23 protein-coding genes and 1 other RNA gene are annotated in these 25,889 nt (G+C 56.1%); 7 read left to right on the top strand and 17 right to left on the bottom strand.

From position 1 onward, the window contains the following. Positions 1–6 precede the first annotated feature (6 nt). From MDG893_RS04635 to MDG893_RS04580, 13 genes are all read right to left on the bottom strand, one after another. Positions 7–567 carry a hypothetical protein gene (locus MDG893_RS04635; RefSeq protein ID WP_007152566.1) on the bottom strand — a complete coding sequence of 187 codons (561 nt, stop codon included), beginning with the start codon at positions 565–567 and terminating at the stop codon, positions 7–9. Positions 568–871: 304 nt separating this feature from the next. Next, positions 872–2,050, bottom strand: a complete 1,179-nt coding sequence (locus MDG893_RS04630) for a vWA domain-containing protein (RefSeq protein ID WP_007152565.1) — start codon at positions 2,048–2,050, stop codon at positions 872–874. A gap of 22 nt (positions 2,051–2,072) precedes the next feature. After that, positions 2,073–2,915 carry an AAA family ATPase gene (locus MDG893_RS04625; protein WP_007152564.1) on the bottom strand — a complete coding sequence of 281 codons (843 nt, stop codon included), beginning with the start codon at positions 2,913–2,915 and terminating at the stop codon, positions 2,073–2,075. Between the two features lie 108 nt (positions 2,916–3,023). After that, positions 3,024–5,000 (bottom strand): vWA domain-containing protein, encoded by a 1,977-nt coding sequence (locus MDG893_RS04620; protein ID WP_007152563.1) that lies wholly within the window; start codon positions 4,998–5,000, stop codon positions 3,024–3,026. Between the two features lie 38 nt (positions 5,001–5,038). Further along, positions 5,039–5,383 carry a hypothetical protein gene (locus MDG893_RS04615; protein ID WP_007152562.1) on the bottom strand — a complete coding sequence of 115 codons (345 nt, stop codon included), beginning with the start codon at positions 5,381–5,383 and terminating at the stop codon, positions 5,039–5,041. Continuing rightward, positions 5,383–5,829: a YcgN family cysteine cluster protein gene (locus MDG893_RS04610; RefSeq protein WP_007152561.1), complete on the bottom strand. Its 447-nt coding sequence runs from the start codon at positions 5,827–5,829 to the stop codon at positions 5,383–5,385. The genes MDG893_RS04615 and MDG893_RS04610 overlap by 1 nt, the downstream gene beginning before the upstream one ends. Further along, positions 5,826–6,119, bottom strand: coding sequence for a YcgL domain-containing protein (locus MDG893_RS04605; protein WP_007152560.1), 294 nt, complete (start codon positions 6,117–6,119; stop codon positions 5,826–5,828). The genes MDG893_RS04610 and MDG893_RS04605 overlap by 4 nt, the downstream gene beginning before the upstream one ends. Continuing rightward, positions 6,116–7,264 (bottom strand): ribonuclease D, encoded by a 1,149-nt coding sequence (locus tag MDG893_RS04600; RefSeq protein WP_007152559.1) that lies wholly within the window; start codon positions 7,262–7,264, stop codon positions 6,116–6,118. The genes MDG893_RS04605 and MDG893_RS04600 overlap by 4 nt, the downstream gene beginning before the upstream one ends. A gap of 19 nt (positions 7,265–7,283) precedes the next feature. Beyond that, positions 7,284–7,886 (bottom strand): recombination mediator RecR, encoded by a 603-nt coding sequence (gene recR / locus MDG893_RS04595; RefSeq protein ID WP_007152558.1) that lies wholly within the window; start codon positions 7,884–7,886, stop codon positions 7,284–7,286. Between the two features lie 13 nt (positions 7,887–7,899). After that, positions 7,900–8,223: a YbaB/EbfC family nucleoid-associated protein gene (locus MDG893_RS04590; RefSeq protein ID WP_174447635.1), complete on the bottom strand. Its 324-nt coding sequence runs from the start codon at positions 8,221–8,223 to the stop codon at positions 7,900–7,902. A 59-nt stretch (positions 8,224–8,282) separates the two neighbouring features. Beyond that, positions 8,283–10,211 (bottom strand): DNA polymerase III subunit gamma/tau, encoded by a 1,929-nt coding sequence (gene dnaX, locus MDG893_RS04585; RefSeq protein WP_040474304.1) that lies wholly within the window; start codon positions 10,209–10,211, stop codon positions 8,283–8,285. Between the two features lie 121 nt (positions 10,212–10,332). Then, positions 10,333–10,429, bottom strand: an RNA gene (gene ffs, locus MDG893_RS20625) — signal recognition particle sRNA small type. A gap of 70 nt (positions 10,430–10,499) precedes the next feature. Continuing rightward, positions 10,500–11,198 carry a 2OG-Fe(II) oxygenase gene (locus MDG893_RS04580; RefSeq protein ID WP_007152555.1) on the bottom strand — a complete coding sequence of 233 codons (699 nt, stop codon included), beginning with the start codon at positions 11,196–11,198 and terminating at the stop codon, positions 10,500–10,502. A gap of 177 nt (positions 11,199–11,375) precedes the next feature. Between MDG893_RS04580 and MDG893_RS04575 the strand changes: the two genes are divergently transcribed. From MDG893_RS04575 to xrtA, 7 genes are all read left to right on the top strand, one after another. Then, positions 11,376–12,269, top strand: coding sequence for a D-hexose-6-phosphate mutarotase (locus MDG893_RS04575; protein WP_244264390.1), 894 nt, complete (start codon positions 11,376–11,378; stop codon positions 12,267–12,269). Positions 12,270–12,276: 7 nt separating this feature from the next. After that, on the top strand, positions 12,277–13,092 hold the full coding sequence (locus tag MDG893_RS04570; RefSeq protein ID WP_007152553.1) for a lysophospholipid acyltransferase family protein: 816 nt from the start codon (positions 12,277–12,279) through the stop codon (positions 13,090–13,092). Continuing rightward, on the top strand, positions 13,092–14,039 hold the full coding sequence (locus tag MDG893_RS04565; protein WP_007152552.1) for an SDR family oxidoreductase: 948 nt from the start codon (positions 13,092–13,094) through the stop codon (positions 14,037–14,039). Before MDG893_RS04570 ends, MDG893_RS04565 begins: the two co-directional genes overlap by 1 nt. 61 nt (positions 14,040–14,100) lie before the next feature. Further along, positions 14,101–16,233 (top strand): XrtA/PEP-CTERM system histidine kinase PrsK, encoded by a 2,133-nt coding sequence (prsK, locus tag MDG893_RS04560; protein WP_007152551.1) that lies wholly within the window; start codon positions 14,101–14,103, stop codon positions 16,231–16,233. A gap of 121 nt (positions 16,234–16,354) precedes the next feature. Continuing rightward, positions 16,355–17,728 (top strand): PEP-CTERM-box response regulator transcription factor, encoded by a 1,374-nt coding sequence (gene prsR / locus MDG893_RS04555; protein WP_040474289.1) that lies wholly within the window; start codon positions 16,355–16,357, stop codon positions 17,726–17,728. Between the two features lie 52 nt (positions 17,729–17,780). After that, positions 17,781–20,477 carry a tetratricopeptide repeat protein gene (locus tag MDG893_RS04550; RefSeq protein ID WP_007152549.1) on the top strand — a complete coding sequence of 899 codons (2,697 nt, stop codon included), beginning with the start codon at positions 17,781–17,783 and terminating at the stop codon, positions 20,475–20,477. Between the two features lie 9 nt (positions 20,478–20,486). Further along, positions 20,487–21,986 (top strand): exosortase A, encoded by a 1,500-nt coding sequence (gene xrtA, locus MDG893_RS04545; RefSeq protein ID WP_007152548.1) that lies wholly within the window; start codon positions 20,487–20,489, stop codon positions 21,984–21,986. Between the two features lie 5 nt (positions 21,987–21,991). Here xrtA and MDG893_RS04540 read toward each other — a convergent pair whose 3' ends face one another. The 4 genes from MDG893_RS04540 to MDG893_RS04525 all read right to left on the bottom strand — a co-directional run bounded on the left by MDG893_RS04540 (position 21,992) and on the right by MDG893_RS04525 (position 25,712). Further along, positions 21,992–22,879: a formyl transferase gene (locus MDG893_RS04540; protein WP_007152547.1), complete on the bottom strand. Its 888-nt coding sequence runs from the start codon at positions 22,877–22,879 to the stop codon at positions 21,992–21,994. Positions 22,880–22,883: 4 nt separating this feature from the next. Beyond that, complete coding sequence (locus MDG893_RS04535; protein ID WP_157132756.1) at positions 22,884–24,020, bottom strand: GNAT family N-acetyltransferase; 1,137 nt, start codon at positions 24,018–24,020, stop codon at positions 22,884–22,886. Positions 24,021–24,034: 14 nt separating this feature from the next. Then, entirely contained in the window at positions 24,035–24,892 is an 858-nt protein-coding gene (locus MDG893_RS20450) for a cupin-like domain-containing protein (RefSeq protein ID WP_050776460.1), read from the bottom strand. Positions 24,893–25,070: 178 nt separating this feature from the next. Continuing rightward, on the bottom strand, positions 25,071–25,712 hold the full coding sequence (locus MDG893_RS04525) for a GNAT family N-acetyltransferase (protein ID WP_007152544.1): 642 nt from the start codon (positions 25,710–25,712) through the stop codon (positions 25,071–25,073). Positions 25,713–25,889 lie beyond the last annotated feature (177 nt).

The following is a 25,889-nucleotide window of genomic DNA, read 5'->3' as shown; positions in this document are numbered from 1 at the left end:
TTCGCCCTATTTCCATTCCTGAAACGAAACCACTGGTTCGTAGTCCGGCGCCGCAGCATCCAGAGTCATCTGTATGCGGGATTCGCCGGGCCGCTTCCGGAATTGGTGGGTCGCTTCCCGGCGAACAAAGCGTTCTTTTGCCGATCGCGCCGTCAGAACCGCTTTTAGTTGATGGGCGCCATGAGGCAGGTTACCGATATAGAGCCGCTGGACACCGCCCTGCTTCAGGGAGTCACGTTCCTGGTCGGTATAGAGGTGGGAAGCGACGGGCGTCTCGTTCAGGTACAGCTCCACCGAGTCCAGATTCAACCCCTCCCGATTCCTGAGTGTCAGGAAAACTGCCACTTGCGTGTCGACCGGATAGAGTACGTCCTCCTCCAGTTGGTATAACGCCTGACTGAGGTCCGCCACATCGGCTTTCAGGCGGTCGATTTCCTCGTCCAGCGACTCCGCAAAGGCGCTACATGTGAAACCAAGCAGGGACGCCACCACCATGACCACAATGACCGGCCACGCCACCCTGACCTGGCGCCCAACCGTTACTGTTTGCTGCGCTCCGGCGACCATACGCTTCCTGCCTTTCGAAATATTCTGTAACAAACCGGCGGAAAGAGTAACACTTGGTAACAGGCAAGAACGGTATCCAGATCACCAATTGGAAATCCGAAACCGTCGGTTTTTTTGACAGGGGAAAAACGCTGAGGAATGTCCCGTTCAACGGAGACGCTTGGAATTCAGGTTAGTTGACTGATTTATAAATACTATTTTGAACTGGCCCCGGATTTGCTCTGAGAACAGCGCGGGATAGCCTTTTGGCCACCCCGTTTGATATGCCGAGCTTAGCCGATGCTCTCAACCGCATCGGCTTTTTTTATTTGCTCAATTGTTTCATGGCCGATTCCAGGCCTTCAATGGTCAGCGGATACATGTGGTCATTCACCAGTTGGCGGGTCATACCGAGCGACCCGCCCATGCCCCAGTAGCTCTCTGGCAATGGATTGATCCACACCACCTTGCGGAAGTGATCGGTAATTCGCTGAAACCACGTTGCGCCGGCTTCCTCGTTCCAGTGTTCGATGGACCCGCCGGGGTGTGACACCTCATAGGGAGCCATGGTGGCATCCCCTACGAAGATCACTTTGTAGTCCGGCGTGTACTTGTGAAGAATGTCCCAGGTACTCGTCGTTTCGTTCATCCGGCGAATGTTGTTTTTCCACACGCTTTCATAGATGAAATTATGAAAGTAAAAGTACTCCATATGCTTGAATTCGAGTCGGGCAGCCGAAAAGAGCTCCTCGCAGACCCGCACGTGTGGGTCCATAGAGCCGCCCACATCGAAGAAGATCAGGACTTTCACCGCGTTGTGCCGTTCGGGAACCATTTTCAGGTCCAGGTAACCGGCATTGCGGGCTGTGGAACGGATGGTATCGTCCATGTCGAGCTGGTCCGCAGCACCCTGGCGAGCAAACTTACGCAGCCTGCGCATGGCAACCTTGATATTGCGGATGCCAAGGGTAACGCTGTCGTCCAGGTCCTTGAACTCCCGTTTTTCCCAGACCTTTACAGCCCGGCCGTGACGCCCCTTATTCTGGCCAATGCGAAAGCCTTCCGGGTTGTAACCGTTAGCACCGAAGGGTGACGTGCCACCCGTGCCAATCCACTTGTTTCCGCCCTGGTGACGCTCCTTCTGTTCTTCCATGCGTTTCTTGAAGGTATCGATCAGTTCTTCCAGCCCACCGAGGGAATCGATTTTGGCCTTGTCTTCTTCAGACAGCTGCTTTTCGAATTCCGCGCGCAGCCAATCATCCGGGATCAACGCCTGCATCAGGTCGTCGAGGTTTTCTATGCCCTCGAAATAAGCCTGGAACGCCCGGTCGAATTTATCGAAATGGCGCTCGTCCTTGACCAGGCAGACACGGGCCAGATAGTAGAACTCTTCCATGTTCGCAAAGGCGAGCCTGTTCTGCAGAGCTTCAAGCAGATCGAGGAGTTCGCGCAGACTGGCGGGCACCTTGGCCCGCCGGACTTCGAGAAAGAAATCAATCAACATAGGGTGCTGCTCTTGCTGAATTTCAGCCGCGACGACGGGCCATGAAGGCCAGCTTCTGCAACAGGTGGACATCCTGCTCGTTCTTCACCAGTGCACCATAGAGCGGCGGCAAGGCGGAACTGGTGTCCTTCTCCTGCAACATTTTGGCAGACAGTTCATCCGCCATCAGCAGTTTAAGCCAATCGATCAGTTCCGAGGTGGACGGCTTTTTCTTGAGCCCTGGCACCTTGCGAACGTCGAAGAAAACTTCCAGCGCATCGCGAACCACCTGCTGCTGCAGACCCGGGAAGTGCACGTCCACAATGCTCTTCATGGTGTCGTGGTCCGGGAAGCTGATGTAGTGGAAGAAACAACGGCGCAGAAACGCGTCTGGCAGTTCCTTTTCGTTGTTACTGGTGATCACGATGATCGGCCTATGCTTGGCACGCACAGACTGCTGAGTCTCGTAAACGAAGAACTCCATGCGGTCGAGTTCCAGCAGAAGATCGTTGGGGAACTCGATATCCGCCTTGTCGATCTCATCGATCAGCAGTACCACCTGCTCCTCGGATTCGAAGGCTTCCCACAGCTTGCCCTTGACGATGTAGTTGCTGATGTCCTTGACCTTCTCGTCACCGAGCTGGGAATCCCGCAAGCGGGAGACTGCATCGTATTCGTAAAGCCCCTGCTGGGCCTTGGTGGTGGACTTGATGTGCCAGGGAATCAGGCGCAGGCCGAGAGACGCGGCCATTTCTTCAGCCAGGAGGGTTTTACCAGTGCCGGGCTCACCCTTGATCAGTAGCGGGCGTTGCAACGTTATCGCTGCGTTGACGGCCATCTGCAGGTCATCAGTGGCAACATACTTCTCGGTACCGGTAAACTTCATGCTGATAGTGTCCTGTTCAATTAACGGTTAAACGTCTGTTTGAAAATAGACTCAGAGTATAGAGAACCGAAGCCGTTCTGATAAGAGCCCTGTTCGATTAACCGCCAATTACCGATCCTTTCCCCCATCCTTGTCATCGTCTTCAGGTTCATCGTCGGCGGGGTCGCTCTCCTCATCGGTGGCTGGCAAATCGTCGAACTCGGAGAGGTCAAAGTCCTCCAGCCCGAATTCGTCGTCACCATCCTCCACCTCCGCATCAGCAACGGGAATATCGTCGTCGGGCAACGTTTCGTCTTGCTGAAGTTCCGGCACTTCTTCAGGTTCCGGCAACTCTTCGGGTTCAGGTTCCGGCACCTGTTCTGGTTCAGGTATCTCTTCGGGTACGTCTTCAGGCGCCGGTTCCGGTTCGGGTGCGTCAGTAGCCTCTCCCTCCGGCGTTTCCTCAGCGACCAGCGGCGGTTCCTCGTCGTTTCCCTGATCCTGCGTTGATTTTCGGCGCTTGACGAACAGGAATGCCGCCCCGGCAACTACCACGACGCCCAAGGTGCCGGCTGCGGCCCATACCCAGAACGGAATGCTGCTGGCCTGCTCATCAGCAGGAGCCGGCATTTCCGGTTCCACCTCTGCCTTGTCGACAGGCTGCTCCTCAAGCGGCTCCGGTTCTGGCGCCTCAACCTGACTGATATCGATCGGCCCGGAACTGGACAGAGGTGGCTCAATTTCGGGAGCGGGTGGGGCCTCCGGCAACTCATCCTCCATCACCGGCGTTTCCTGCGAGGGCTCGTCAGAAACGACTGCCTCAATTGGGGCTTGTTCGCCCTCGGGCTGAATATATCGGGTAACGGTACTGAAGCGCCGGGAGAATGTCTGGCCGTCCGCAACAATGCTGAACTGGTACTCACCGGCATCGGGGAGGCGTGTAATGGCGTCGGTATACACCCCGTCCTGCGGCGGCTCATCCTGCGACAAAATCTTGTTGCCGCGGCGCCCGTCCTCTGAGGTTAATGACACGCTGACATCGATGACCCCCAGGAAGTCCGGGTTATCAATTTTTCGGTCTTCCTCGAAGAAGGCTACCTGAAGGGATATTGGTTCCTCTTCCGTGAACGTCGGTGGGACCGGGCTCACAACCATCCGCAGATCGCTGACGACAGTGACCCGGCTTCCCTCACCCAATTCGCCATTGATCTTCCAGTCACCCGCCTCAGGGTTGGTGATGGTAATCAGGTCGTATTCCGTTTCGCGTATCCAACGCATTCCCTCGACGGCGGACTCCGGCCCCGCCTTGGCGCCGCCGGGGCTGACCAGTTCAAGCGTTCGGTCGGCGGCAGACTCATCACCCGCGCGAAAAATCAGCGCGGTAAATTCCTCTACACCGCTATCCACCTGAAAGCCATTGTCTTCAATGGGAATCTGCTGCTGCGGTACAGCGGTGTTCAGCGCTTCAAGAAAAGCCAGAGTCAGTGCATCAGCAGACGACGCCAGGGCATATCGGCCTCCGGTGCGTTCTGCAAGGCTTTTCAAGAGGGCAAGGTCTGCCTCCTCGGACAACGCGACGGTATGAAGGGTGGCACCACGGCTGCTCAGCTCATCCAGCAACGCCCCCAGAATCCGCTCACGCTCGCGATCATTGGCGCTCTCATTGTCAGAGATATCCACTTTGCCATCGGTAAGTAGTATGAAGTCGGTGTTGTCGAGGCTGTCCGAACCCAGGAGGTAGTCATCACTGGCAACCTGAATCGCCTCTCCCAGGTTGGTCCGAAGGGCGACCGAATTGATCTCGTCCGAGCGTTCGACAGCCAGCCCCCGCCAGTCATCAGTGACTTTGCCATGGGGTACCAGCATGTTGACGTACTGACCAAAGGTCCAGACTCCGGCATTGGCTTGCCCAGGCAGCATACGCGCCAACAGACGCACAGCCGGGCGGCGCAGGTTGTTCGGATCGTTGGTTTTCATTGAGCCGGAGATGTCGACAATGATTCGGACATCGGCGCTGTCAGGCAACTGCAAGGTTGGCGCCTGCTGGGCAAGCGCCGTAGTTGGCAGGGCAAGTAAAACGACAAACAGGCGGCTCAGAAGTCGCATCAGGGCAGCTCCACGCGAGGTATTGGTTAAGGGAGGTCTCAGCGTTTAACCAGACGGTATCTGACGAGGTCGAGAACCCACACCAACACCATCACCAGGGACGCTATGCCCAAATTCACAAAGGCTCGACCCGCATTGGCGGCATCGCCCAGTATGGTTTCGTAGCCGCCGTGCAACCAGGCTGGCATCCACCAGCCAGCTACCTCACCGGACTCGACCGGGGTCAGCAGGATGACGATCAACGCCGCCTGCAACAGGGTACGGATGGCATAAACCGGAATTACCCGAAACAGGCGGGATATGGTGTAGAAGAACACCACGAATGCAACGGCGTACAGGGCCCAGAATATTCCGTAAGCAAGGTTTGTTTCTGCGTCTATCATCAAAGGATCCAGTGAATTATGTGTTCTTCCCAATCGTCTTCCGGCACATCGGCTTCGGAAATCACGCGATTACGCACCGATACACCCGCTTCATGAACCGTATCGGGGTCACCCGACCGTAGCGGGTGCCAGTCTGCTAGCGCACGGCCTTCCGCCAGTGTGCGGTAGGCACAGGTATACGGCAGCCAATGGTAGTCGTTCAGCGTATCCGGTGTCAGCACCGTGCATGCCGGCACTTTCTGCAAGCGCTCGGAATACACGCTGCACTGGCAGGTTTCCTGCTCCATGTAACGGCATACCAGCTCAGTGTAGTAGACATCGCCGGTGTCTTCGTCTTCCAGTTTGGCCAGGCAACATTTGCCGCAGCCGTCACACAGGGACTCCCATTCCTTGGCGGTCATTTCATGGAGACGTTTACGTTGCCAGAATGGAATCTCTGCGATCATTCCCGGCGAGGCTCCGGTTTACGGCGAAAGTCTACAACGTAGCCGCTGGACTCCTCAGGCATCTGCAGGAAGAAATCCTTGTCCGCAATTGCCTCCAGAACCTGCTTGCCGGAGGTTCGGGCAAGCTTCCGGTCCGGCGTCATGATCAGGTCCATGGCATGTATTGGCTGGCCGAATATACCCCGCAGGCTATCCGGCAGGTCATCCCAGGCCTGGCCCCGTCGAACATAGATATACGTATCCGGCTTTTTACTGCTGCGAAACACCGACACAAAGGTCTTTTCGGTCATGATTTCAGTAGGTCCTCAATATGCTCCTGAACCGGCGCCAGGAGGTCACGGCGCCAGCCCTCATCAAACAGCCCGGCAGCCAGCTTTCGCTGTTGTACAACAGCCTCAAGACGCTTGCGAGGCGCCAGCAGTTCCACCGGCACATCCCGCTCCTCCGCCGCTTTCACCATGAGGCGTTTGAGCTGTTTATAGAACATCTGGTCCTGGCGGCTCAGGGGAGCGGCGATAACATCAATACCGGAATTGTCCGCGGTCGATGCCTCCGCAACCTTATCAATGATCGTATCCCCATAGCGCCTGACCACGGCCGGAGGCAAGCCCTGGATATTCGATAGCTCCCGTACTGACTGTGGCAATCTCTGGGCGATGGCAATCAGCAGTGCATCGGCCACAACCCGGTTGCGGGGCCGATCCCTGGTGCGTGACTCGTGTTCCCGCCAACACACGAGGGTTTTCAGCACCCCCTGTTGCTGGCGGCTCAATGTCCAGCCGCCTCGCAATTTCAGGTAATGGTTGTCGGGATTATCCTGGGCTGCCAGTTCCTTTGAAAATCGAGTGGATTCGTCAGCCAATGCCGCTTCAAGGCCCCGTTTCTGCAACCGAGTAATCACCCAGTGATACAAGGGAACAAGGAAGCGAACGTCATCCAGAGCGTAGCGTTCCTGAGCCGCGGAAAGCGGGCGAGAGACCCAATCCGATCGCGTCGCCGATTTATCCAGTGACTCACCGAAGAGGGTTTCGACCAGTCGGGCATAACCGACGGAAAAGCCGGCGCCAGCCAGCGCAGCACCAATCTGAAGGTCGACAACGCCCTCCGGTTCCAACTGCAACCAATGTCGGAACAGCTCCAGGTCTTCGCTCATGGCGTATAGCAGTTTTGGAGTGCCCGGGTCGGTAAGCGCATTGCGAAAGCCCTCGGAAGCCTCTGCAACCGAAGGGTCCACCAGGCAGAACCGCTGCCCCAACCCCAACTGGACCAGGCCCGGAATCGGAAAGAAGGTGTTTACGCGCTCGAACTCGGTATCCAATGCAAGCGGTTCGCCCTGCCCTTCGGCAAGCCAGCGGTCCAGGTCGTCCGGCTCCCGAATCCAGGTAACCGTGTCGGGAGCCGCAGGAACGGAAGCGGCCGGGGAGTTGGAATCCATATAATAATCCCGGTCAGGTTTATTCAGTCAGAGGTTTTCGGCCACGGAAGGCATGGGTCAGGGTGAATCCGTCAACATAACCCAGTTCGCCCCCCACCGGGATACCATGGGCAAGACGGGTAATCAGGATATCGCGTCCATCCAGCCTGTCGGCAATGTAGTGGGCAGTTGCCTCACCTTCCACGGTTGGATTAGTTGCGAGAATGAGCTCCGTAACCCCTTCTCCGTGGATGCGTTTCAGCAGGCGCTCAATACCGATTTCCTCGGGGCCCACGCCGTCGATGGGCGACAAGTGCCCCATCAGCACGAAATAGCTGCCGCGGTAATCGCCCGCCTGCTCGATGGCAAGGAGGTCGGAGGGGCTTTCCACCACACAGAGCGTACCAGTACGTCGCTCGGGGTTTTCGCAGATATTGCAGGTAGGCGTATCGGCGAAGTTCTGGCAGCTTTCACAGCGGCGCACACCAGTCATAGCGCGATCCAGTGCGTCGGAAAGCCGCGAGCCTCCGGAACGGCCCCGCTCCAGCAAGTGGAACGCCATGCGCTGGGCCGTTTTCTGGCCGACACCAGGCAGACAGCGGAGAGACTCCACCAGTTCGTCTACCAACGGACTAAAAGCCATCAGCTATCCTCAATCAGAACGGCATCTTGAAGCCCGGAGGCATACCCATACCGGACATCATGCCGGACATTTTGTCTTTCTGGTTTTCCTCAACACGGCGCACGGCATCGTTGATAGCAGCCGCCAGCAGGTCTTCCAGAATTTCCTTGTCTTCGCTCAGCAGGGATGGATCGATATCCACTTTCCGCACGTCATGGCGGCCATTCATGGTCACCTTGACCAGACCCGCGCCGGCTTCGCCGGTAATCTCGGCCTTGGCAGCCTCTTCCTGGGCCTTCTTCATTTCTTCCTGCATCTGCTGGGCCTTTTTCATCAGGTCGCCCATATTGTTCATCACGCTCACCTTTTACAGAATTGCCTTAGAGAGTTGCCACCATGTGGCTCCAACCGCAGCCCTTAGCCGGACTTTGCCTGATTCGGCGGCCGGATACTGTTTTCGACGACCCGAGCCTCGAATCGTTCAACAATCGACTGCACTGCGGGGTCATTGCGAATTGAGTCTTCCGCTGCCTTCTGGCGCGCCTGTCGTTGGCGCTCTTCCCAGGCGGCCGGCGTTCTGCCACCCGCATCGCCCTGCTCCACACGCAGGGTTATGGTGGCACCGAACCGATTCCTCAACGCCTCGAGAATTTTTTCTTCATGGCGGGCGTTCAGTAACCGCGCGTGACCTTCATCGATGGTCAGCACGATTTCATCGCCTTGGCGGGTCATGGCCGCGTTACTGGCAAGGTTACCTGGCATACCCACAATGCCCAGGCTGCGGAAATCACGCTCCCAGGCAAATTCGCCGTTATCCACGAGCTCTTCGGCCGGCTCAACTGGCCCTGTTGACGCTTTCGGTTCTTCGGGCTTCGCGGGCTCAGCCTGCGATGCTTCGGCCTTGGGCTCTTCAATGTATTCCGGCTCAGGCGTCACAGGTTCGGGATCATAATCCTCAGCACCGGCAGCCTCGGCCGCTGCAGATTCAGCCGCCTCATCCAGGCTCGCCAGCCAGGCAGCGTCAGGCTCCTCTGACGCGGGAGCGGGTTGGGATTCCGGTACGGGCTCCTGGGCTTCCGGTTGAGGCGTCGGCTCAGGTTCCGGTGCCGCAAGCCGCTCCGGCTCTGGTTGAGGCGCTTGTTCAGACCCGGCAGCCGCTGCTTCTTTCTCCGCCGCTGCCGGGCCAGGCTCAGGGTCTTCCCGGGACTCCTGCCCGGCCTGTGAAGCCCCGGAGGCCACTACTGGAGGCTCACGGCGGTCGGTACCAGGCCGGAAGGCCAGCATTCGCAGCAGCGTCATCTCAAACCCCATGCGGGCATCGGGAGTGACCGCCAGGTCCTTTCGGCCCATCAGTGCGGCCTGGTAGAACAGTTGCGCGTCTTCCGCGCTCAACCGGCGCGCCAGGGATTCCACCTGCGCGGCATCCCCGAGGGCATTATCGACACTGCCCGGCACTACCTGTTCCATGGTCACGCGATGGAACAGTGACAACAGGTCTGCCAGGATCACGCTGTAGTCCGGCGCAAAATCGGAAATACGATTGATCTCAGACAGCAGCGCGGGCCCGTCGTCCTCCACCAGCGCGTTCACCAGGTTCTCGATATCGCTTTGATCAATCGTACCAAGCATGTTGCTGACATCACTGCCGCTGAGCGTCTGATTGCCGAAGGCAATGGCCTGATCTGTCAGGCTCAGGGCGTCCCGCATGCTGCCGTCCGCGGCACGAGCCAGCAGCCACAGGGCCGGCTCCTCGAAAGGGATGCCTTCCTGGGTCAAAACGTAGCGCAGGTGCCCGGCAATGTGTTCTGGCGTCATCCGCTTGAGGTTGAACTGCAGGCAACGGGACAACACCGTAACAGGCAGCTTCTGGGGATCCGTTGTCGCCAGCAGGAACTTGACGTGTTCCGGGGGCTCTTCAAGGGTCTTGAGGAAGGCGTTAAAGGACTGATTGGTCAGCATATGCACCTCGTCAATGAGGTACACCTTGAAGCGGCCACGAGTTGGCGAGTACTGGACGTTATCGGTGAGCTCCCGCATATCGTCCACGCCGGTGCGGGAGGCTGCATCGATTTCAATCAAATCAACAAAACGCCCTTCCTGGATTTCCTGGCAACTGGAGCAGGTTCCACACGGTGTGGCGGTAACGCCGGTTTCGCAGTTCAGGCACCGGGCCAACAGGCGGCCAATGGTGGTTTTACCCACGCCCCGGGTGCCGGTAAACAGATAGGCATGGTGCAGCCGCTGGTTGTCCAGGGCGTGGATCAGTGCCTGGAGCACATGCTCCTGGCCGACCATATCTTCGAATGTCCGGGGGCGCCACTTGCGGGCAAGTACCTGGTAGCTCATGTTCTGCCAACTGCCGTTAAAAATGGGTTTAACCATAGCACGGTGAGGGTGTTAGAAGAAGCCAGCAAGACGCAATCAGGAAGGGATATTCAGGGGCGTAACAACGAAAATCTGGGGGTGACTCCACCAGCGACACTCCGGCACACAAGTCCACCGCTTCGGCTGCTCCCTTCCGGGCCTGACCGGGTTCACGGTTTATCGTTGCGGAGGCACCAATGGAGCCACCATAACGGGCTTTGGGGCGAAATCCCTCAAAGCGGCGCGCATATTAGCAAAAGGGTTCCGGCACTACAATGGCAGCGGCACTTCATCGCATCGGAACCAGCAGGCAACACTGTAACGGGTACGATGGGCCGGCAACACCTCATGGGGAATCTCTTCGCTCATGAACAGCGCCATCCGTCCCGCCAGCGGCAATACGACGCCACATACCTCGTTCTCGTTTTCACGATTGAAAACCTGCAACGCGCCGCCGTCGGCCTCCTGCCAATCCTCATTGAGATACAGTACCAAACTGACAACCCGCGACGCTCTGCCCTGGAAGCTATCCACATGGCGACGATAGAAGTCACCGTTGTGATAGGTGGCGTAATGTGCCTCAAACCGTTTCAGCCCCAGGAACAACCGCTCATTCAACCCAACCCTGACCGACTCAAAGAACTCGAACAAGGCCGCCTGAACCGGCGTCACCCCCTGCAGCCATGCAATTTTGTCTCGCCTTACGGATCTGTCCCGGAGCATATCCTGGCCACGCCCCACACCCGCCTTGCGCAGCGCATCGGTCCGGTCCAGTATTCGAATTTCATTGCGGAGGCCATTTAACAGGGACGGGGTTAACTGCACAGACACATCCTGGCTCATCCAGCCATGTTCCGTGAGACCATCGGCCAGATCATCCAGCCACTGATCAATTCCCGGCGCCGACGACTCGAGATCGACTCCAACCTGAAGAGACCCGGTGATAGAGGCAACAATCTGGTCAATCATTCATCAAACTCCGACTTGGACGGCCGATTTTATGATGGTTTCTCGCCGTAAGGACAGTTTTAATTTACCCTGAGCATAAGGACATGCCGTAACGATAATCGGAACTATGATTGGAACTACGGCCGAACTCAGACCGACAGACTATTGACCACCCAGAACGCTGTAACGAGGCACTACGTGACACTAAAACCCGGGCACTGGTCGTTCACCCGATGGACAACCATCGGGCAACTGGAAGCCATGGAGGTACATCACCCCTTGTTCCGCGCCCGCCTTTTCCTGCAGGGCGCTCACCTTACCCACTTTGCCGCCCGTGATGAACGGGACTGGCTATGGATGAGCGACACCGCGCGTTTTGAACCCGGCGTAGCCATCCGTGGTGGCATTCCCATATGCTGGCCCTGGTTTGGGGTGCCCGAGAAAAATCCCCCGGAAGTTCGCCGCAGACTACTGACCTCCAGCTCCCACGGTTTTGCCCGAACCGCGGTGTGGGAGCTGGAGGATGTACGGGAAACCGCGCACGATGTGGAAATCAGCCTGTCTCTGAACGCAAACAGTGACTTTTCCGATGCCTGGGACGGCCGCGCCCGGTTACTAATGACCTTCCACTTTTCTGCTGACGGCTGCCAACTGGCATTGACCACAACCAACTCGGGCTCGGAGCCACTGGCTTTTACCCAGGCACTTCACACCTATCTTCCGACCCCGGACATTTCCAGAACGCTGGTCAAAGGCCTCGAAAACTGCGGATACGTGGATTCCCTGAAAGACTGGAGTTACCACACACAGCAAGGGCCAGTGAGCTTCGAGGGTGAAACCGACCGCATCTATGAAAGCGGTGACTCGCTGATTGTTGAAACTCCGTCCGGAAATCGACGCATCACCGCCATCGGCAGCGACTCCACGGTTGTCTGGAATCCGGGGCCGGAGAAGGCGGAGCGATTGTCGGATTTCCCTGACGTCGCGTGGCAGTCCATGCTCTGTGTTGAAAGCGCCAACGCCCTTGGCGATTACCGCGTGCTGAATGCAGGTCAGAGTCATACCCTTGGCGTCATGATAGGAAGAGAGTAAAAACCACATGGGTCTAACATCGATTCTGAAATCTCGGTTGGTCCCGGCGGAGCTGGAGAACCACATCAATCGCATCCGCAAGCCGATTGGCTCTCTGGGCTACGATCCCTGGGGCTATAACAACGAAGTGATGAAGTACGGCTTCTCCCTGACCCGCCAGATCTATGAAAAGTATTTTCGGGTGGAAGCCACCGGTGTTGACAAGATTCCCTCTGAGGGCCCGGTACTGATCGTCCCGAACCACAGTGGGCAGTTGCCGGTTGATGGCCTGTTGATAGCCTACGCCCTGGCCTCCCGCGAGAAAAACCCGCGCATCCCCCGGGCAATGATCGAACGTTTTTTCCCAACAGTCCCCTACCTCGGCAATCTACTGAACGAGTTTGGTGCGGTTCTGGGCGACCCCACCAATTGTGCCAAGATGCTGGCCAACGGCGAGGCCGTGATTGTATTCCCCGAAGGCATTCGTGGGTCTGGCAAGCTGTATCAGGATCGCTACCAGCTCAAGCGGTTCGGCAATGGTTTCATGCACCTGGCCATGAAATACAAAGCCCCCATTGTGCCGGTGGGCGTGGTTGGATGTGAGGAAACCATACCGGCCATCGCCAACATCAAACCACTGGCTCGATGGCTGGGCATTCCCTACGCTCCGGTCGCCATGCCGTTTGTCCTGCCGGCCAAGGTCCACCTGAACTTTGGCGACCCAATGATGTTTGACGACCTGGAAATTCCCGAAGAGCAGGTGACCGAACGAGTGGAACAGGTGAAAGCAGCGATCAGTGAATTGATCGATACCGGACTGAGCGAAAGGAAAAGGCTGTTCTGATGGTTGAAAAAAACAGACCCCAGATTCTTGTGACAGGCGCAGCCGGTGCCCTGGCCCAACAGGTGATCAACCGACTGCGGGATACCTGCAACCTCGTTGCCGTGGATTTCCGTGAACAGGTCTACCTTGGCGACGATATCCCCAGCTACTGCATCGATTTCAACAAGCGCTCCTTCGAGGACCTTTTCCGGCGTTACCAATTTGATGGCGTCATCCACCTCGGCCGCATCATGTCGAGCCAGCTCACCCGAATGCGCCGTTACAATGCCAACGTGCTCGGCACCCAGAAGTTGCTGGACCTGAGCCACAAATACCACATCAAGCGAGTGGTGGTCCTGTCCACCTTTCACGTCTATGGTGCAGTGGCCTACAACCCGGCGCTGATTGATGAGGAAGCGCCGCTTAAAAGCGCCGGCCTGAGCGCAGACCTGATTGATTCCGTGGAACTGGAGAACCTCGCCAACATCTACCTGTGGCGCTACCCCGACCTGAATATCACCATTCTGCGCCCCTGCAACATCGTCGGCCCCGGTGTGCGCAACTCCATCAGCACCCTGCTGGGTATGGAGCGGGCACCTGTGCTGGCCGGCTTTTCACCGATGATGCAATTTATCCATATTGATGACATGGCCGACGCCATCGTGCTGACTTACAACAAGACCCAGCGGGGGATTTTCAATGTTGCGCCGCAAGACTGGGTGGCTTACCAGCATGCGTTGAAACTCTGCGGCTGCGCCCGTATACCAATTCCATCCATTCCCCCCCTGCTGCCCCGGATGATACTGCGCACACTTAACCTGCGAAGTTTTCCTTCGTACCTGATGCACTTTTTCAAGTATCCTGTAGTCATCGACGGCAGAGCGTTCGCCAGGGAGTTCGGTTTCAGCCCCAAGCGCCCGCTGAAAGAGATATTCCGGTTCTACCGGGAGAACAAGAAGCCGGTGTGAACGGCACAGGATCGAGCTCGGTGCCGTTATGGAAAGTGGCGCATAGCGCAGGAAGCGAGGCATGTTGAATAATTTCAGCCTGATCAGTCATTCTACGGCAGCCATTGCCTTTGGGCTGTTGTCCCTGTTGATTGCCACACGATACTTGCGCCGTGACATTGACCGGTCCTTGTTGCTCGCTGCCTTGGTCACCATGTTGTGGGCGGGCTCGCTAATTACCCAAAGCCTTTGGGGCGAGCCAAGCTTCTTTATTCGTTACCTGCTGGAACTCCTGCGTGACGCCGCCTGGATCACTGTGCTCTTCGCCTTACTTCGGGATTCGTTTCGGTCTGCCAACCTCGTCGGTCGCCTGCGACGGGTGCTGGCTGCAGCCACGCTTATTCTGATCGCCCTTCTGCTCGGTAGCGGCGCCCTGGAATATTTTTTCGGGCTCAATATTCTGGACGGAAAAACCAAAGTGGTTGGCCAGATAGCGCTATCGCTACTCGGCTTATCGCTGATCGAGCAGATATGGCGTAACTCCGTGTCGTTCGGCCGCTCCAGTATGAAGTATGTCTGCATTGCCGTTGGCAGCCTGTTTGCCTTTGACTTCTTCATGTACGCCGACGCCCTACTCTTCGGACAGGTCTCAGAGGCGTTCTGGAACGCCCGTGGTCTGGTAAACGCCGCCCTGGTGCCTCTGTTTGCGGTTAACGTGATCAACACCCGCAAACAGCCAGTGGATTTCCAACTCTCCCGCTCAGCTGTTTTCCATGCCGGGGCCCTGATACTCGCCGGTGGTTACCTGTTGTTCCTTTCGCTGGGTGGCTACTACGTCAAAACCCTGGGAGGCGAATGGGGTGACGCCCTGCAAGTACTCTTCCTCACCATTGCACTGGTGTTTCTCGTCACCCTGCTGGTCTCCCGCCGTGTGCGTTCACGACTGATGGTGTTTATCAGCCAGAACTTCTTCGATTACAAATACGACTACCGCGACGAATGGCTGAAAATGACCCGGGAAATGGCCGACCTCAGCGACAGCCCACCGCTGCCGGAACGGGTCATCCGTATTCTTTCCAGCCTGGTTGAAAGCAACGCCGGGGCACTATGGATACGGGAAGAGAGGGGCGACTTCATCCTCAAGAATGCCGTCAACATGGTCACGCCAAAGTACACGACCATCGACGCCAACTCCGAGCTTGTCCGCTTTTTGGGGGAACGGGAGTGGATCATCGACCTTCATGAATATCGTGGTGATCCGGTCAGCTACAACCTGCTGGAGATCCCGGACCCGATTTCACATACCCCGGATGGTTGGCTGGTCATTCCCCTTTACCTCAGTAACGATCTATACGGTATTGCCATGGTCGGCAACCCTTACGCACGCGTTGAACTCAACTGGGAGAATTTTGACCTGATCAAGGTCGTCGCCCGGCAGACCTGTAACCTGCTTGCTCAAACAGACGCCCAGAACCGGCTTTCCAGAGCCATGCAGTTTGAGGCGGTGAGCAAGGCGTCCGCCTTCATGGTGCATGACCTGAAAACCCTGATTGCTCAATTATCCTTGCTGGTAAAGAACGCCCCCAGACACCGGGATAACCCGGCCTTTATCGACGATATGATTCACACCACCGACCACGCCGTGCGCAAAATGTCGAACCTGGTGGATCACATCCGTAAACCGGCGGACGAAACCCTGGTGACTGAGGTGATCGACATCACGGAGGTTGTCAGCCAACTGGCGGAGCACTACTCCCGTCGCCAACCCGCGCCGAGGGTTGCCGATAATCCCGGAAAAATTTTCATCAATGCTGATAAGGAGCAGCTCTACAGCATTCTCGGCCACCTGATTCAGAATGCGCAGGATGCCACACCACCCGATGGTGAAGTAACCCTCACCCTGAAAACCGCCAGGGGCAACGTCGTGCTGTTCATCCAGGACACCGGTTCCGGCATGACCGAAGACTTTATCCAGACCCAGCTATTCAAGCCGTTCGAAAGCACCAAGGGGCTGACAGGCATGGGCATTGGCGCCTATCAGGCCAGGGAATATGTGCGCAATGTCGGGGGCAATATCGATGTTACCAGCGAGCCGGAGCTGGGCTCCTGTTTCTCAATCCGATTCCCGCTTGTGCGGCTCAAACCGGAACAGGCCCCGGAAGAACCCGAACGATTGATTACCGGCGACCCACAGCCGCAGCAGAATGCCAAATAATTGGCGAAACCGAAATACAGCGAACACTATCATTGCAAAGTGTCAATCTTCGGTTAAGAATCATGGTTTAGAGGATTGATCGCAAGACCGTCACCATTACAGAAAGGGATTTGTAACCGTTGTGAGTAGACGACTGCTAATCGTAGAAGATGATCCGGGTTTGCAGAGCCAGATGCGCTGGTGTTTCAGCGAAGATCTGGACGTGAGCGTTGCAGCTGACCGGGAGTCAGCTCTGGCGGCACTGCGTCGAAGCGAACCCGATGTCATTACTCTGGATCTGGGCCTGCCACCGGATCCCGGTGGCGCGAAAGAAGGCTTCCTGCTGCTCGAAGAAATTCTTCGGTTGTCGCCCATGACCAAAATCATTGTGGTCACTGGACGGGAAGACAAGGAAAACGCCGTCAAAGCCATCGGCATGGGTGCCAGCGACTTCTACCAGAAGCCACTTGATGCGGACATCCTGACCTTCGTGGTTAACCGGGCGTTTCGATTAGCCGAACTGGAACGTGACAACCGTGAGCTGGCCCGCCAGCGAAATGGCACCAACATCAAAGGTATCGTTGCGGCCAGCCCGCAGATGCTTGCCATCTGTCGAACCCTTGAAAAAGTAGCACCCACCGACGTCACCACACTGATTACGGGTGAAACCGGTACGGGCAAGGAGCTTCTGGCACGGGCACTTCATGACTTGAGCCACCGCTTCGAAAAGCCTTTCGCAGCCATTAACTGCGCTGCAATTCCTGAGAATCTCCTTGAAAGCGAACTCTTTGGGTTTGAGAAAGGGTCCTTCACCGGCGCCACCCAGAGCAAGAAAGGCAAGATCGAGAGTGCCAATGGCGGCACCCTGTTCCTGGACGAGATTGGTGACATGCCCATGCCGCTCCAGGCCAAGCTGCTTCGCTTTCTCCAGGAGCGCGTGGTCGATCGGGTTGGCTCGGTCAAGCCGGTTCCTGTCGATGTCCGCGTGGTTTGTGCAACCCACCGGGACGTGCAGCAACTGATTGATCAGGAAACATTCCGTGAGGATCTGTATTACCGTATCAGTGAAATTACCCTCGACGTCCCCGCACTCCGTGAGCGCGAAGGCGATGCCCTCGTTGTTGCGCAGTCGCTGTTGCAGTCGCTGGGAAAACAGATGGACCGGCCCAACCTGGCCTTTACCGAAGATGCCATCAAAGCCATCAAGACTCATCCGTGGCCTGGCAACGTGCGTGAAATGATCAACAAGGTGAAGCGGGCCACCATCATGGCCGATGGCAAACGTGTTACCGCCGCTGACCTTGAGCTAAACTGCGACTTTGAAGGCCCCGAAAGCCAACTGAATCTCAGGCAGGTCAGGGAAAACGCGGAACGTGCCGCCATCGTACAGGCGCTGCAGTCATGCAGTTTCAATATGGCGCAGGCATCACGCCTACTCGGCGTAACCCGCCCAACGCTGTATAACCTGACTGATAAATATCGGATTGAAACATCTCCCGAATCTTCAGGTGCCTGAATAGCAGGCAAGGAATCCAGAACAAGACCCGATAAGGAAAAGGAACAGGGCCATGAAGCCAGTTATAGCAGTACGCGCCACCCTCCTCTCAGTCGCCATTTCGTTTGCTCTCGTCGGTTGTGGCGACAACGATGAGATGAGCCAGGACGACATTCAGTACCTGAGTCACATTGACCAATCGCGTTTTTTCCAGCGTCAGGGTGAGCTCAAGGCCAGCACACTGGAAGCCAGAAGCGCGATCGAACTTCAGCCGGAAAAAATCGAACCGTATTTCCTGATCGTCAACAATCTCCTCAAGGCAGGCGATGCAGCCAACGCCGAACGGCACCTTAACCAGATCCTGGAACGCCTCCCCGCAGAGCAAATCGATGCGAAGGTGCGGAACCGCGCCAGCCTGATCCTCGCAGAAGCCAACCTTCTTCAGGAAGACTTTGACGATGCGCTGGCAGCTCTCGATGACATCACCTCGCCAGATCGGCCCGTGGAAACCCAGGCGGCATTGTTGGAAGGCCAGATTTACCTGGCAGCCAATGAACTCGATAAAGCCCGCACTGCATTCAACCGAGCACGGGAAATAGACTCCGGGGACGTTGAATCAGTGATAGGACTCTCGAAAACAGCGTTCGCTGGCGGAGACGTTTCGAAGGCCCGAACGCTGGTCAGCGAGGCGGAAGGTATTGATGGTGAAAGTGGTGAATTGTGGCTCTGGAAAGCCGAGCTCGCCGCTTCTCAGGAAGAGTGGCAAAAAGCGGAAGATGCCTATATCAAGGCCCTTGAAGACATCGGGCAGTACGATGTGATGACCCAGCGCAAGTACGCCACGATTTCATCCCTCATTCGCGTCCTTAGAGCCCAGGGAAAGCAGTCAGAAGCCTTCGTGTATGAAGAAATACTGGCCAAGTCCGCCCCCGGTACGATCAAAAGCAACCTCATGGCAGCCCAGGCGGCCGTGGAACAGGGCGACCTCGACGAGGCCGCGCGCTATCTGGAAGAAGTCCTGACACAAGCTCCCAACCATGAACAGACATCGCTGATGCTCGGCCTTGTCCGGTTCAGGCAAGGCCGGGTCGAGGATGCTGAAAAGCTGCTGGCCCCCATCGCAGAAGCGGGAAATTCAGAGACCGCCAGCAAGTTACTGGCCGCCGCACGGCTGCAAATGCGTAACCCGGAAGGCGCACAGGCGATACTTTCCAACCTGGAAGACAAGGATTCCGATCCGGAAACTCTTGCCATGGTGGCCATTGCCACGCTTGCCAGTGGCGACCTGAAAACGGGCGAAACGCTTATGGACAAGGCCCTGGCAAGCAACCCAGACAACCACCAGTTGAGGCTACGGTATGCGACCTACCTCAACCAGCGGGGTGAACATGACCGGGCGATCGCCGAGGCAACCCGGGTTCTTGAGAGCGCTCCGGAGCTGGAGCAGGCACGCAGCGTCATCGTTGAAGCCCAGGCACGCTCGGGCAATATGGATGCGGCTGTGAAAACCGCCTCTCAGTGGATTGAGGAGGTTCCGGATAGCATCAATGCCCTGATGACCAGGGGAAGCCTTGCGGCCACCGCAGGCAATGCGGACGCGGCTAAAACATATTTCAACAAGGCCAGGGAGAAAGCGCCCGAATCGCCGGCCCCGCTGATCTCGCTTGGTAGACTGGCGCTGACTCAGGACGATCAGGCAGAAGCGCAGAAGCAGTTCCGGGCTGCGGTCAGGCTCGCCCCGGATAGTCGTCAGGCACTTCAGGGGCTGGCGACCGTTCTGGGCCGCGAAGAAACCACAGGTTTCATGCGGGAGATTCTCAAAGAGAATCCGGAAGCGACTGGCCCCCGCCTGATCCTGCTTGAAGCTGCCCTTATGGATAACAAACGGCAGGAAGCGGACGATTTAACCGCCTCCCTACTGGAGCGAAAAGAGCAAACGACACCGTCACCAGCAACGCCCTTTGTCGCCGGCATCTATAGCAGCACGGCGTCCGCATTCCAGAACTCGGGGGAAACAGCCCGCGCAGTCGCTCTCCTTGATCGTGCACGAGCACTGTTCCCTGACAACCAGGACATCGCTCTTCAAGCCGCGCAACAAGCCTTCAACGAAGGCAAGGAAGACGAAGCGCGACGAATTATTCAAGAGACCAAACAACAACACCCGGAGTCAGCCGCGCCCTACGTGACGGAAGCCGCTTATTTTGAACGACAGCAGGAGTACCAGCAAGCGGCTGAACTCTACCAGCTCGCCCTCAACAAGCGACCCAGTGCCGAACTCGCAAATGGATACGCGACAAACCTGCAACGATCCGGTAAGACGCAGGAAGCGCTCTCGTTCCTTGAGACTGCCCGTAAAACGTATCCCGGCAGCAATCAACTGCTTCTTTCCCTGGCGTTGCTGCAGCAATCCGAGGGGCAGCAGGAAAGCGCCAAATCGAATTACGAAACCCTGCTTGAAACCTCACCTGGCAACGTTGTGGTGCTGAACAACCTGGCCTGGATTTATCACGAAGGTGGAGACAAGCGTGCAATCGGTCTGGCAAAGCAAGCCTACGAGCTTAGCCCTGACAACGCAGCAGTGGCAGACACCTATGGATGGATCATGCTCAAGGCTGGCAACCACGAAGCCAGCGTACCGATTCTCGAAAAGGCTCATGAACTGCAACCAGAGTCGGAAGAAATCGCACTGCATCTGGCAGAGGCGTATCGAAGCGTGGGCAAGAACTCTGCAGCAAGGAAGGTGCTGGAAAAATTTGGTGGCCAGGGATAAAAGGACTTTATGCAAACGGTTACAGGATTCTCCCGGCAGTACCTGTGGTTGCTATCGGTGCCTTTGCTCGTCTTTGGGCTTTGGGCCGAATGGCAGGCCTTTTTTAGCCTCTGGTATGACTCCATCATCTACAACCACGGGTTCCTGGTGCTGGCCGGCACCCTGTTTCTGCTCTACCTGAGAAAGGAGTCCCTGGCAAAGCTCAGCATCAACGCCGCGCCACTGCCTCTGGTCCTGCTGGCCGGTGCGAGTGTCGTCCTGCTGCTGTCCCAGGCTGCGGACATCCGGGTGTTCCGTCTGCTGCTGGTTCCCCTGATTGTTACTCTCTGGGGTTGGTCCATTTGGGGCAAGGGTTTTCTGAAAGCCGCCGGTGGCCCCATCATGCTGCTCATATTCGCGGTACCGGTTTGGGATGACCTGTCTCCGCTGCTTCAGCACATCACCGTTTTCTTCAACAATATCTTCCTTCAGTTGGCCGGGATACAGGCCACCATCAAGGAATTCTATATCATGCTGGAAGTGGGCACCTTCCTGGTCGAGGACGGTTGCAGCGGTGTGCGATACCTTATGGTCGCGCTCTTTCTCGCCAGCTTTTACGGGCAGCTCCATTACCGCTCATACAGGGCCACGGTTCAGCTAGTACTCATCTCCGCGTTGCTGTCGATGCTGGCCAATTGGGTTCGGGTCTTCGGCATTATTGCGGCCGGCCATTACACCAATATGGAAACTTCACTGGTTGAAGACCATGAACTCTTTGGCTGGGTGGTGTTTGTGATCTTCACCCTGGTCCCCCTCTTCTATATTTCAGCGAGGCTGGATAAGCCATCTGAAGACACTGCAGCCACGCCGGCCTCAGCCGGCACTCCGGAACGGGTGCGCTCATCCATCGCCTGGCCGGTCATTGCTTCTGTGCTTGTTGTCTGGCCTTCCCTGGTGCCACTCGCCGTTCAAGCGAAAACCGAGAGGATGGCTGTGGAGTGGAACCCATCCCTGCCGGAATCCTTACCAGAGTGGCGGGGGCCGCTCAAACACGCCAACATCTGGCAACCCGATTATCAAAATCCGGACATAAACCTGGGTGGGGTATACGTATCCGATGATCTGCAACAGGTACAGTTGCAAATCACCGGCTATCGTCTCCAGTCCCAGGACAAAGAACTGATTTATTACCGTAACCGGCTTTTCAACGGGGATGAATGGACACTCGTATCCCAGAGCGGTCAGAAACTGGATATCGATTCGTATCCCGGTCTGAACCGTATTAACGAAACCATCATCAAGCGCCAGACAGGTGGAGAACAGATCATCATCTGGTCATGGTATGGCGTCGGCGACACCCTTACGGACTCGCGGATCAAAGCCAAAATCACCGGAGCTTTCAACAAAATCACCGGCGACAGCCGCGGCGCGCTATGGGCCTTGGCAGGGCGCTGCGAGGGTAACGAAATCGCTGATTGCGACCAGCAACGAAAAGCGTTCAGCCGGTTTCTTGAAAACTCGCGACCTTAATTGCCTTAACTCACTTTCGTCGGAGTGCTGAACTCGTTGATGAGCGCCCCCCTCACCCTCTGGTCGCGTTCGATCTGATTGGCCAGATAATCAGTAATCGCGCCCGTTTCAATCTGGCGCCAGGTAGTCCGCTTTGCCGCGACATGGAACATATTGTGGAGGTATAGATCCCCCTTCGATTCAAGCCTGCTTCTCACGCATCGGGACTGTTCGATGTCCGAGATCGCCCGCACCATCATTTGCACTCCGAGGCGAACCACTTTCTCATACAGACTGTTGGGATGGTCACCTACTTCGATACGTGGCCGACCCTGGTATACCACATCGCCATCATCAACCCCTTCAGACACAAAATGCACGGTGGCACCAACGCACTCCGGCTCGCGATTGTGTATCGCCCAGTCTGTTGTAAACAGACCACGGTAAAACTGAGAGAGCCCCCCATGCAGGTTGAGGACACCGTATTCCGGAATCGCAAGTAGATCCGCTCTTAGAATTGAGGCACCACAAACGGCAATGACATCAGGCCGCCGATCTCGAATCCAGGACTGGTATTCGGGGCTGTTAATCGCATTCACCCCTTGCGTACGGAGTATTTCGACACCCTTTTTCACCACCAGAACACGCCCTTCTTCGCCAAAATCCAGTGAATTCGCAGGATCATTGTAGGGCTGGCGCGGTTCAATAAACCGCCTGTCCATAACCTCCAGCACCTTGCGAAAGAACTGACCGGGCGTGGACAGGTACTTTATAGCTTTGGTAGCCAGCGAAGAGCGATCTTTATCCGGCGTCTGATTCTCAACAACAATCCCCACTACATTCAAGGCATTGGCCAACTGATTGGCAAAATAGATATCAGACTTGTCAGGACTGACAATCACCAGCGTCCTCATTGATTCACTCTCCTTTCTGTCCATCGGGACGGCGGCGTTGTTTAGCGCGCTTCCCCAGAAAGCGCTTTAATATGGGAATGAGTCGGTATTCGAGCAGGTACAAAAGACGAAGCTTTGGGCTAGCTCCGAAAAGCTCAACGGTGCAATATGACTGGTACTCTGATGTCCAGTTACTCAGATACCAGTAGTCGTCCGCACAGGTGTAGTACTCTTTTGCCAGCCCCTTTTCAAATAGCCGCTTCAGCGCCGTGTACTCAAGAACAGAGCCTGGTGAATAGGCTTTATAAGACTCGTCAAAATCTGCACGGATCGGATAAACAATGTCGTCGTATTTGAGGTGCACTTCGAATGCCACCGGGCGCTCACCGTCACGAACGATCCAGGCCGACACCAGACCGGGAGGCCCAAACGATTCGATCAGGTTGTACAGAAATCGGCGGCTTCGTTCGTTCGAGCGCAGATCATTGCCAACAGTTGCCTTCCAGCTGTTGGCGGAAATCTCCACCAACTCCCGGACAGTGTCCTGATCCGGGCTTGAAATGACCTCTTCATGAATGGAAAAACCGGCATTTTTTCCAAACCGGTTCAATTTATGGTTGAGACTTTTCTTCAACTTCCTCGGTCGGGACCGGTAAAAGGCTTCCCAGGGTTGATCAATGCGAATAACAGGCGTGTATAGGCTGGGTTTTTCACCGACCCGATTGTGCCCAGGTATAGAGCGGTCCAGCAAAAAGCGCTTCAAGTCGCTGTTCTGGTGTATCTTGAAGAAGAGACCGACTTCGTCACCGCTTAGCTGTGTGAGCAACCCCAACACTGCTTCCCTGTCCCGACCAATCACCGCTGAATCAACGACGATGGACGAATAGGGGGTGTGACCGTTGGCGGCAAGCTTAAGGAGTGTTACCGGAACTCCCCGATAGCGCTCACGAACCCGGACAAGCGGCGCAACGCCAACCAAGGCTCCCTCGATATAGACACACCGGAATTCCAACTGCATATTGATCGAAAAGGCGCGCCACCAAGCCTGCAGCCAGGCATGCGTTAATGGCAGGGGAATAGGGTCCAGGGTCGACAGCAATTCGTCCCACTGTGGTCTAATCCGGTTGAATGCCTCCTCAGTTCTGATAATTCTTAGTTCCACAGTATTAGTGTTTCCTAAGCAGCTGCAGACAACTTGTGTTTAACCTTGCGAAGCTGGTCCAGCACATCAATAGCGCGTCGTTTCAGCCAGAAATCAAGCAATGGTTGCTGCAGCCAGTCCCTGACACGGTTCTGCAGCCAGAAGTAGTTGACGGACACATTACGGCCTTCCGCTTCAATGAAGTGCCAGGTGCCGGCGGGAATAAAAAGCGCCTGCCCTTCTTCCAGCCAGCCGGTAATACCCTTTGCCTTCCCCAACTTCGGGAAGGCCTCCAGGTCCAGCTTCTGGCAGTCTATCTTGCTGTCCACCACCCGATTCTCCAGCAATGCCCGCAAACTGAATGGGCTGTAGGGATACATGCAATCGCTTTGATCCGGCGCGAAGAGAATGAATCGTTTGCGCCCCTCGAGCATCATTAACAGGCTGTGGGTCTCATCGTAGTGCAACAACGATTTGTTTTTACCGGGCCCGATGTAAAGGTTGGATACCCGGAAACGGGATTGAGGTACAAATGCCGGTAACGTGACCGAAACATCGTTTGGCAGGTCCTCGGACACACCGCGCCCCTTCAGCGGTTCAAGCGCATAGCCATTTCCGGTGGTCCGCATTACCTCGTCAAACTCCGCCATGGGAATGCGTTCAAAGCCGAGATAATGGTAGATTCCGTCTTCCGACTGTCTCTGTATCCGAATCGATTTAAGCGATTCTCTAAAAAAATCGTAGTTCCAGTCCTGGATGAACGGCAAAGACTCCTTGATGCCACTCAGTAACAAAGGCTGACGGCGACGGATATAGGGAAGCAATCCGTCCTGTTCAGAGGGAAAGGGGATGGTTTTTATGGATTCCGGCCCGGAAAGGTCAAATAAGCTCATCGCAACTTCCTGTTTCAACAACCCACAGCGACCCGTTTGAATCGCACTTGTTAAGGTGGCCCCTGCTTTTCTGGATTCCCTGATTACAAAATTACCATATTCCATGGGCAGAAAAGCTGCAAGCACTACCATATGCATTACGAACAGAGTTTTCTGACCTGAATCAAGCTTGGGCGAATCATTGCCCTATCGCATCAAACCAGGGCTGCGCCCTGCCCACATTTCTGCCCTTGAAGGCAATACTGAACAGGCCCAGGCCCAGGGTTCGGACGCTGATGTACGTAAATCCCGGACGAAAGCCCGCTTTGACCAGAGCTCGCCTGGAGGCACCGTTGCGAACATCAACTGCTACCAGGGCAAGTGTCGATGTAGGTCGGTTTGCGCAAAGGATTCCCTCAAGTAACCTCGGAAAGCATCCTCTACCACGGTACTCGGGAATGGTTACGCAATCCCAGATATAGAGAGCCCCCTCGGGAACGGTCAGATAAAGATCGTGCAAAACGCCAATACGGGATCCTGCCCCGGCAACCCAGCCCCAGGACACCAATTGGTTATCAAGGTGCATCTGATAGAGGCGGTTACCCTGGCGGGTGCGGCGCTGAAACTCTTCGCTGGACACCGGAAGCCCGGATTCCATCCCTCTGGCTTCGGTTATGTGCGGTGGCGCGTTATCCCTTGTTGCTTCTGACACCGACACGTCAACAACCGACTGAGAGAGCAAAATGCCGGACTTTACTTCAAAAAGGCGGTAAACCCACTGCTTTATGGGCCGTAACCAACGTTTTTTAAAGGTGCTTGGAAACAGGGTGTCCATACTCATTTATTTACACCGTGATAAAGAAACTGAAAGCTGATTCAAATTCCATTTCAATCGAAAAGAAAGACTGTTATATTTTTTTTAATGATGGAGGATAGCGAAGGCCGAAAACCTTTCACCTTTATGTTCAAAGGTTTTTGAAAAGCTGCAGCAACACTTCATTGGATCTTATAGGTACGA

It is taken from the genome of Marinobacter algicola DG893, assembly GCF_000170835.1.
In the GTDB taxonomy this organism is placed as follows: domain Bacteria; phylum Pseudomonadota; class Gammaproteobacteria; order Pseudomonadales; family Oleiphilaceae; genus Marinobacter; species Marinobacter algicola.
Note: the sequence above shows the minus strand (reverse complement) of the source record. Positions and strands in the feature narration are given on the sequence as shown.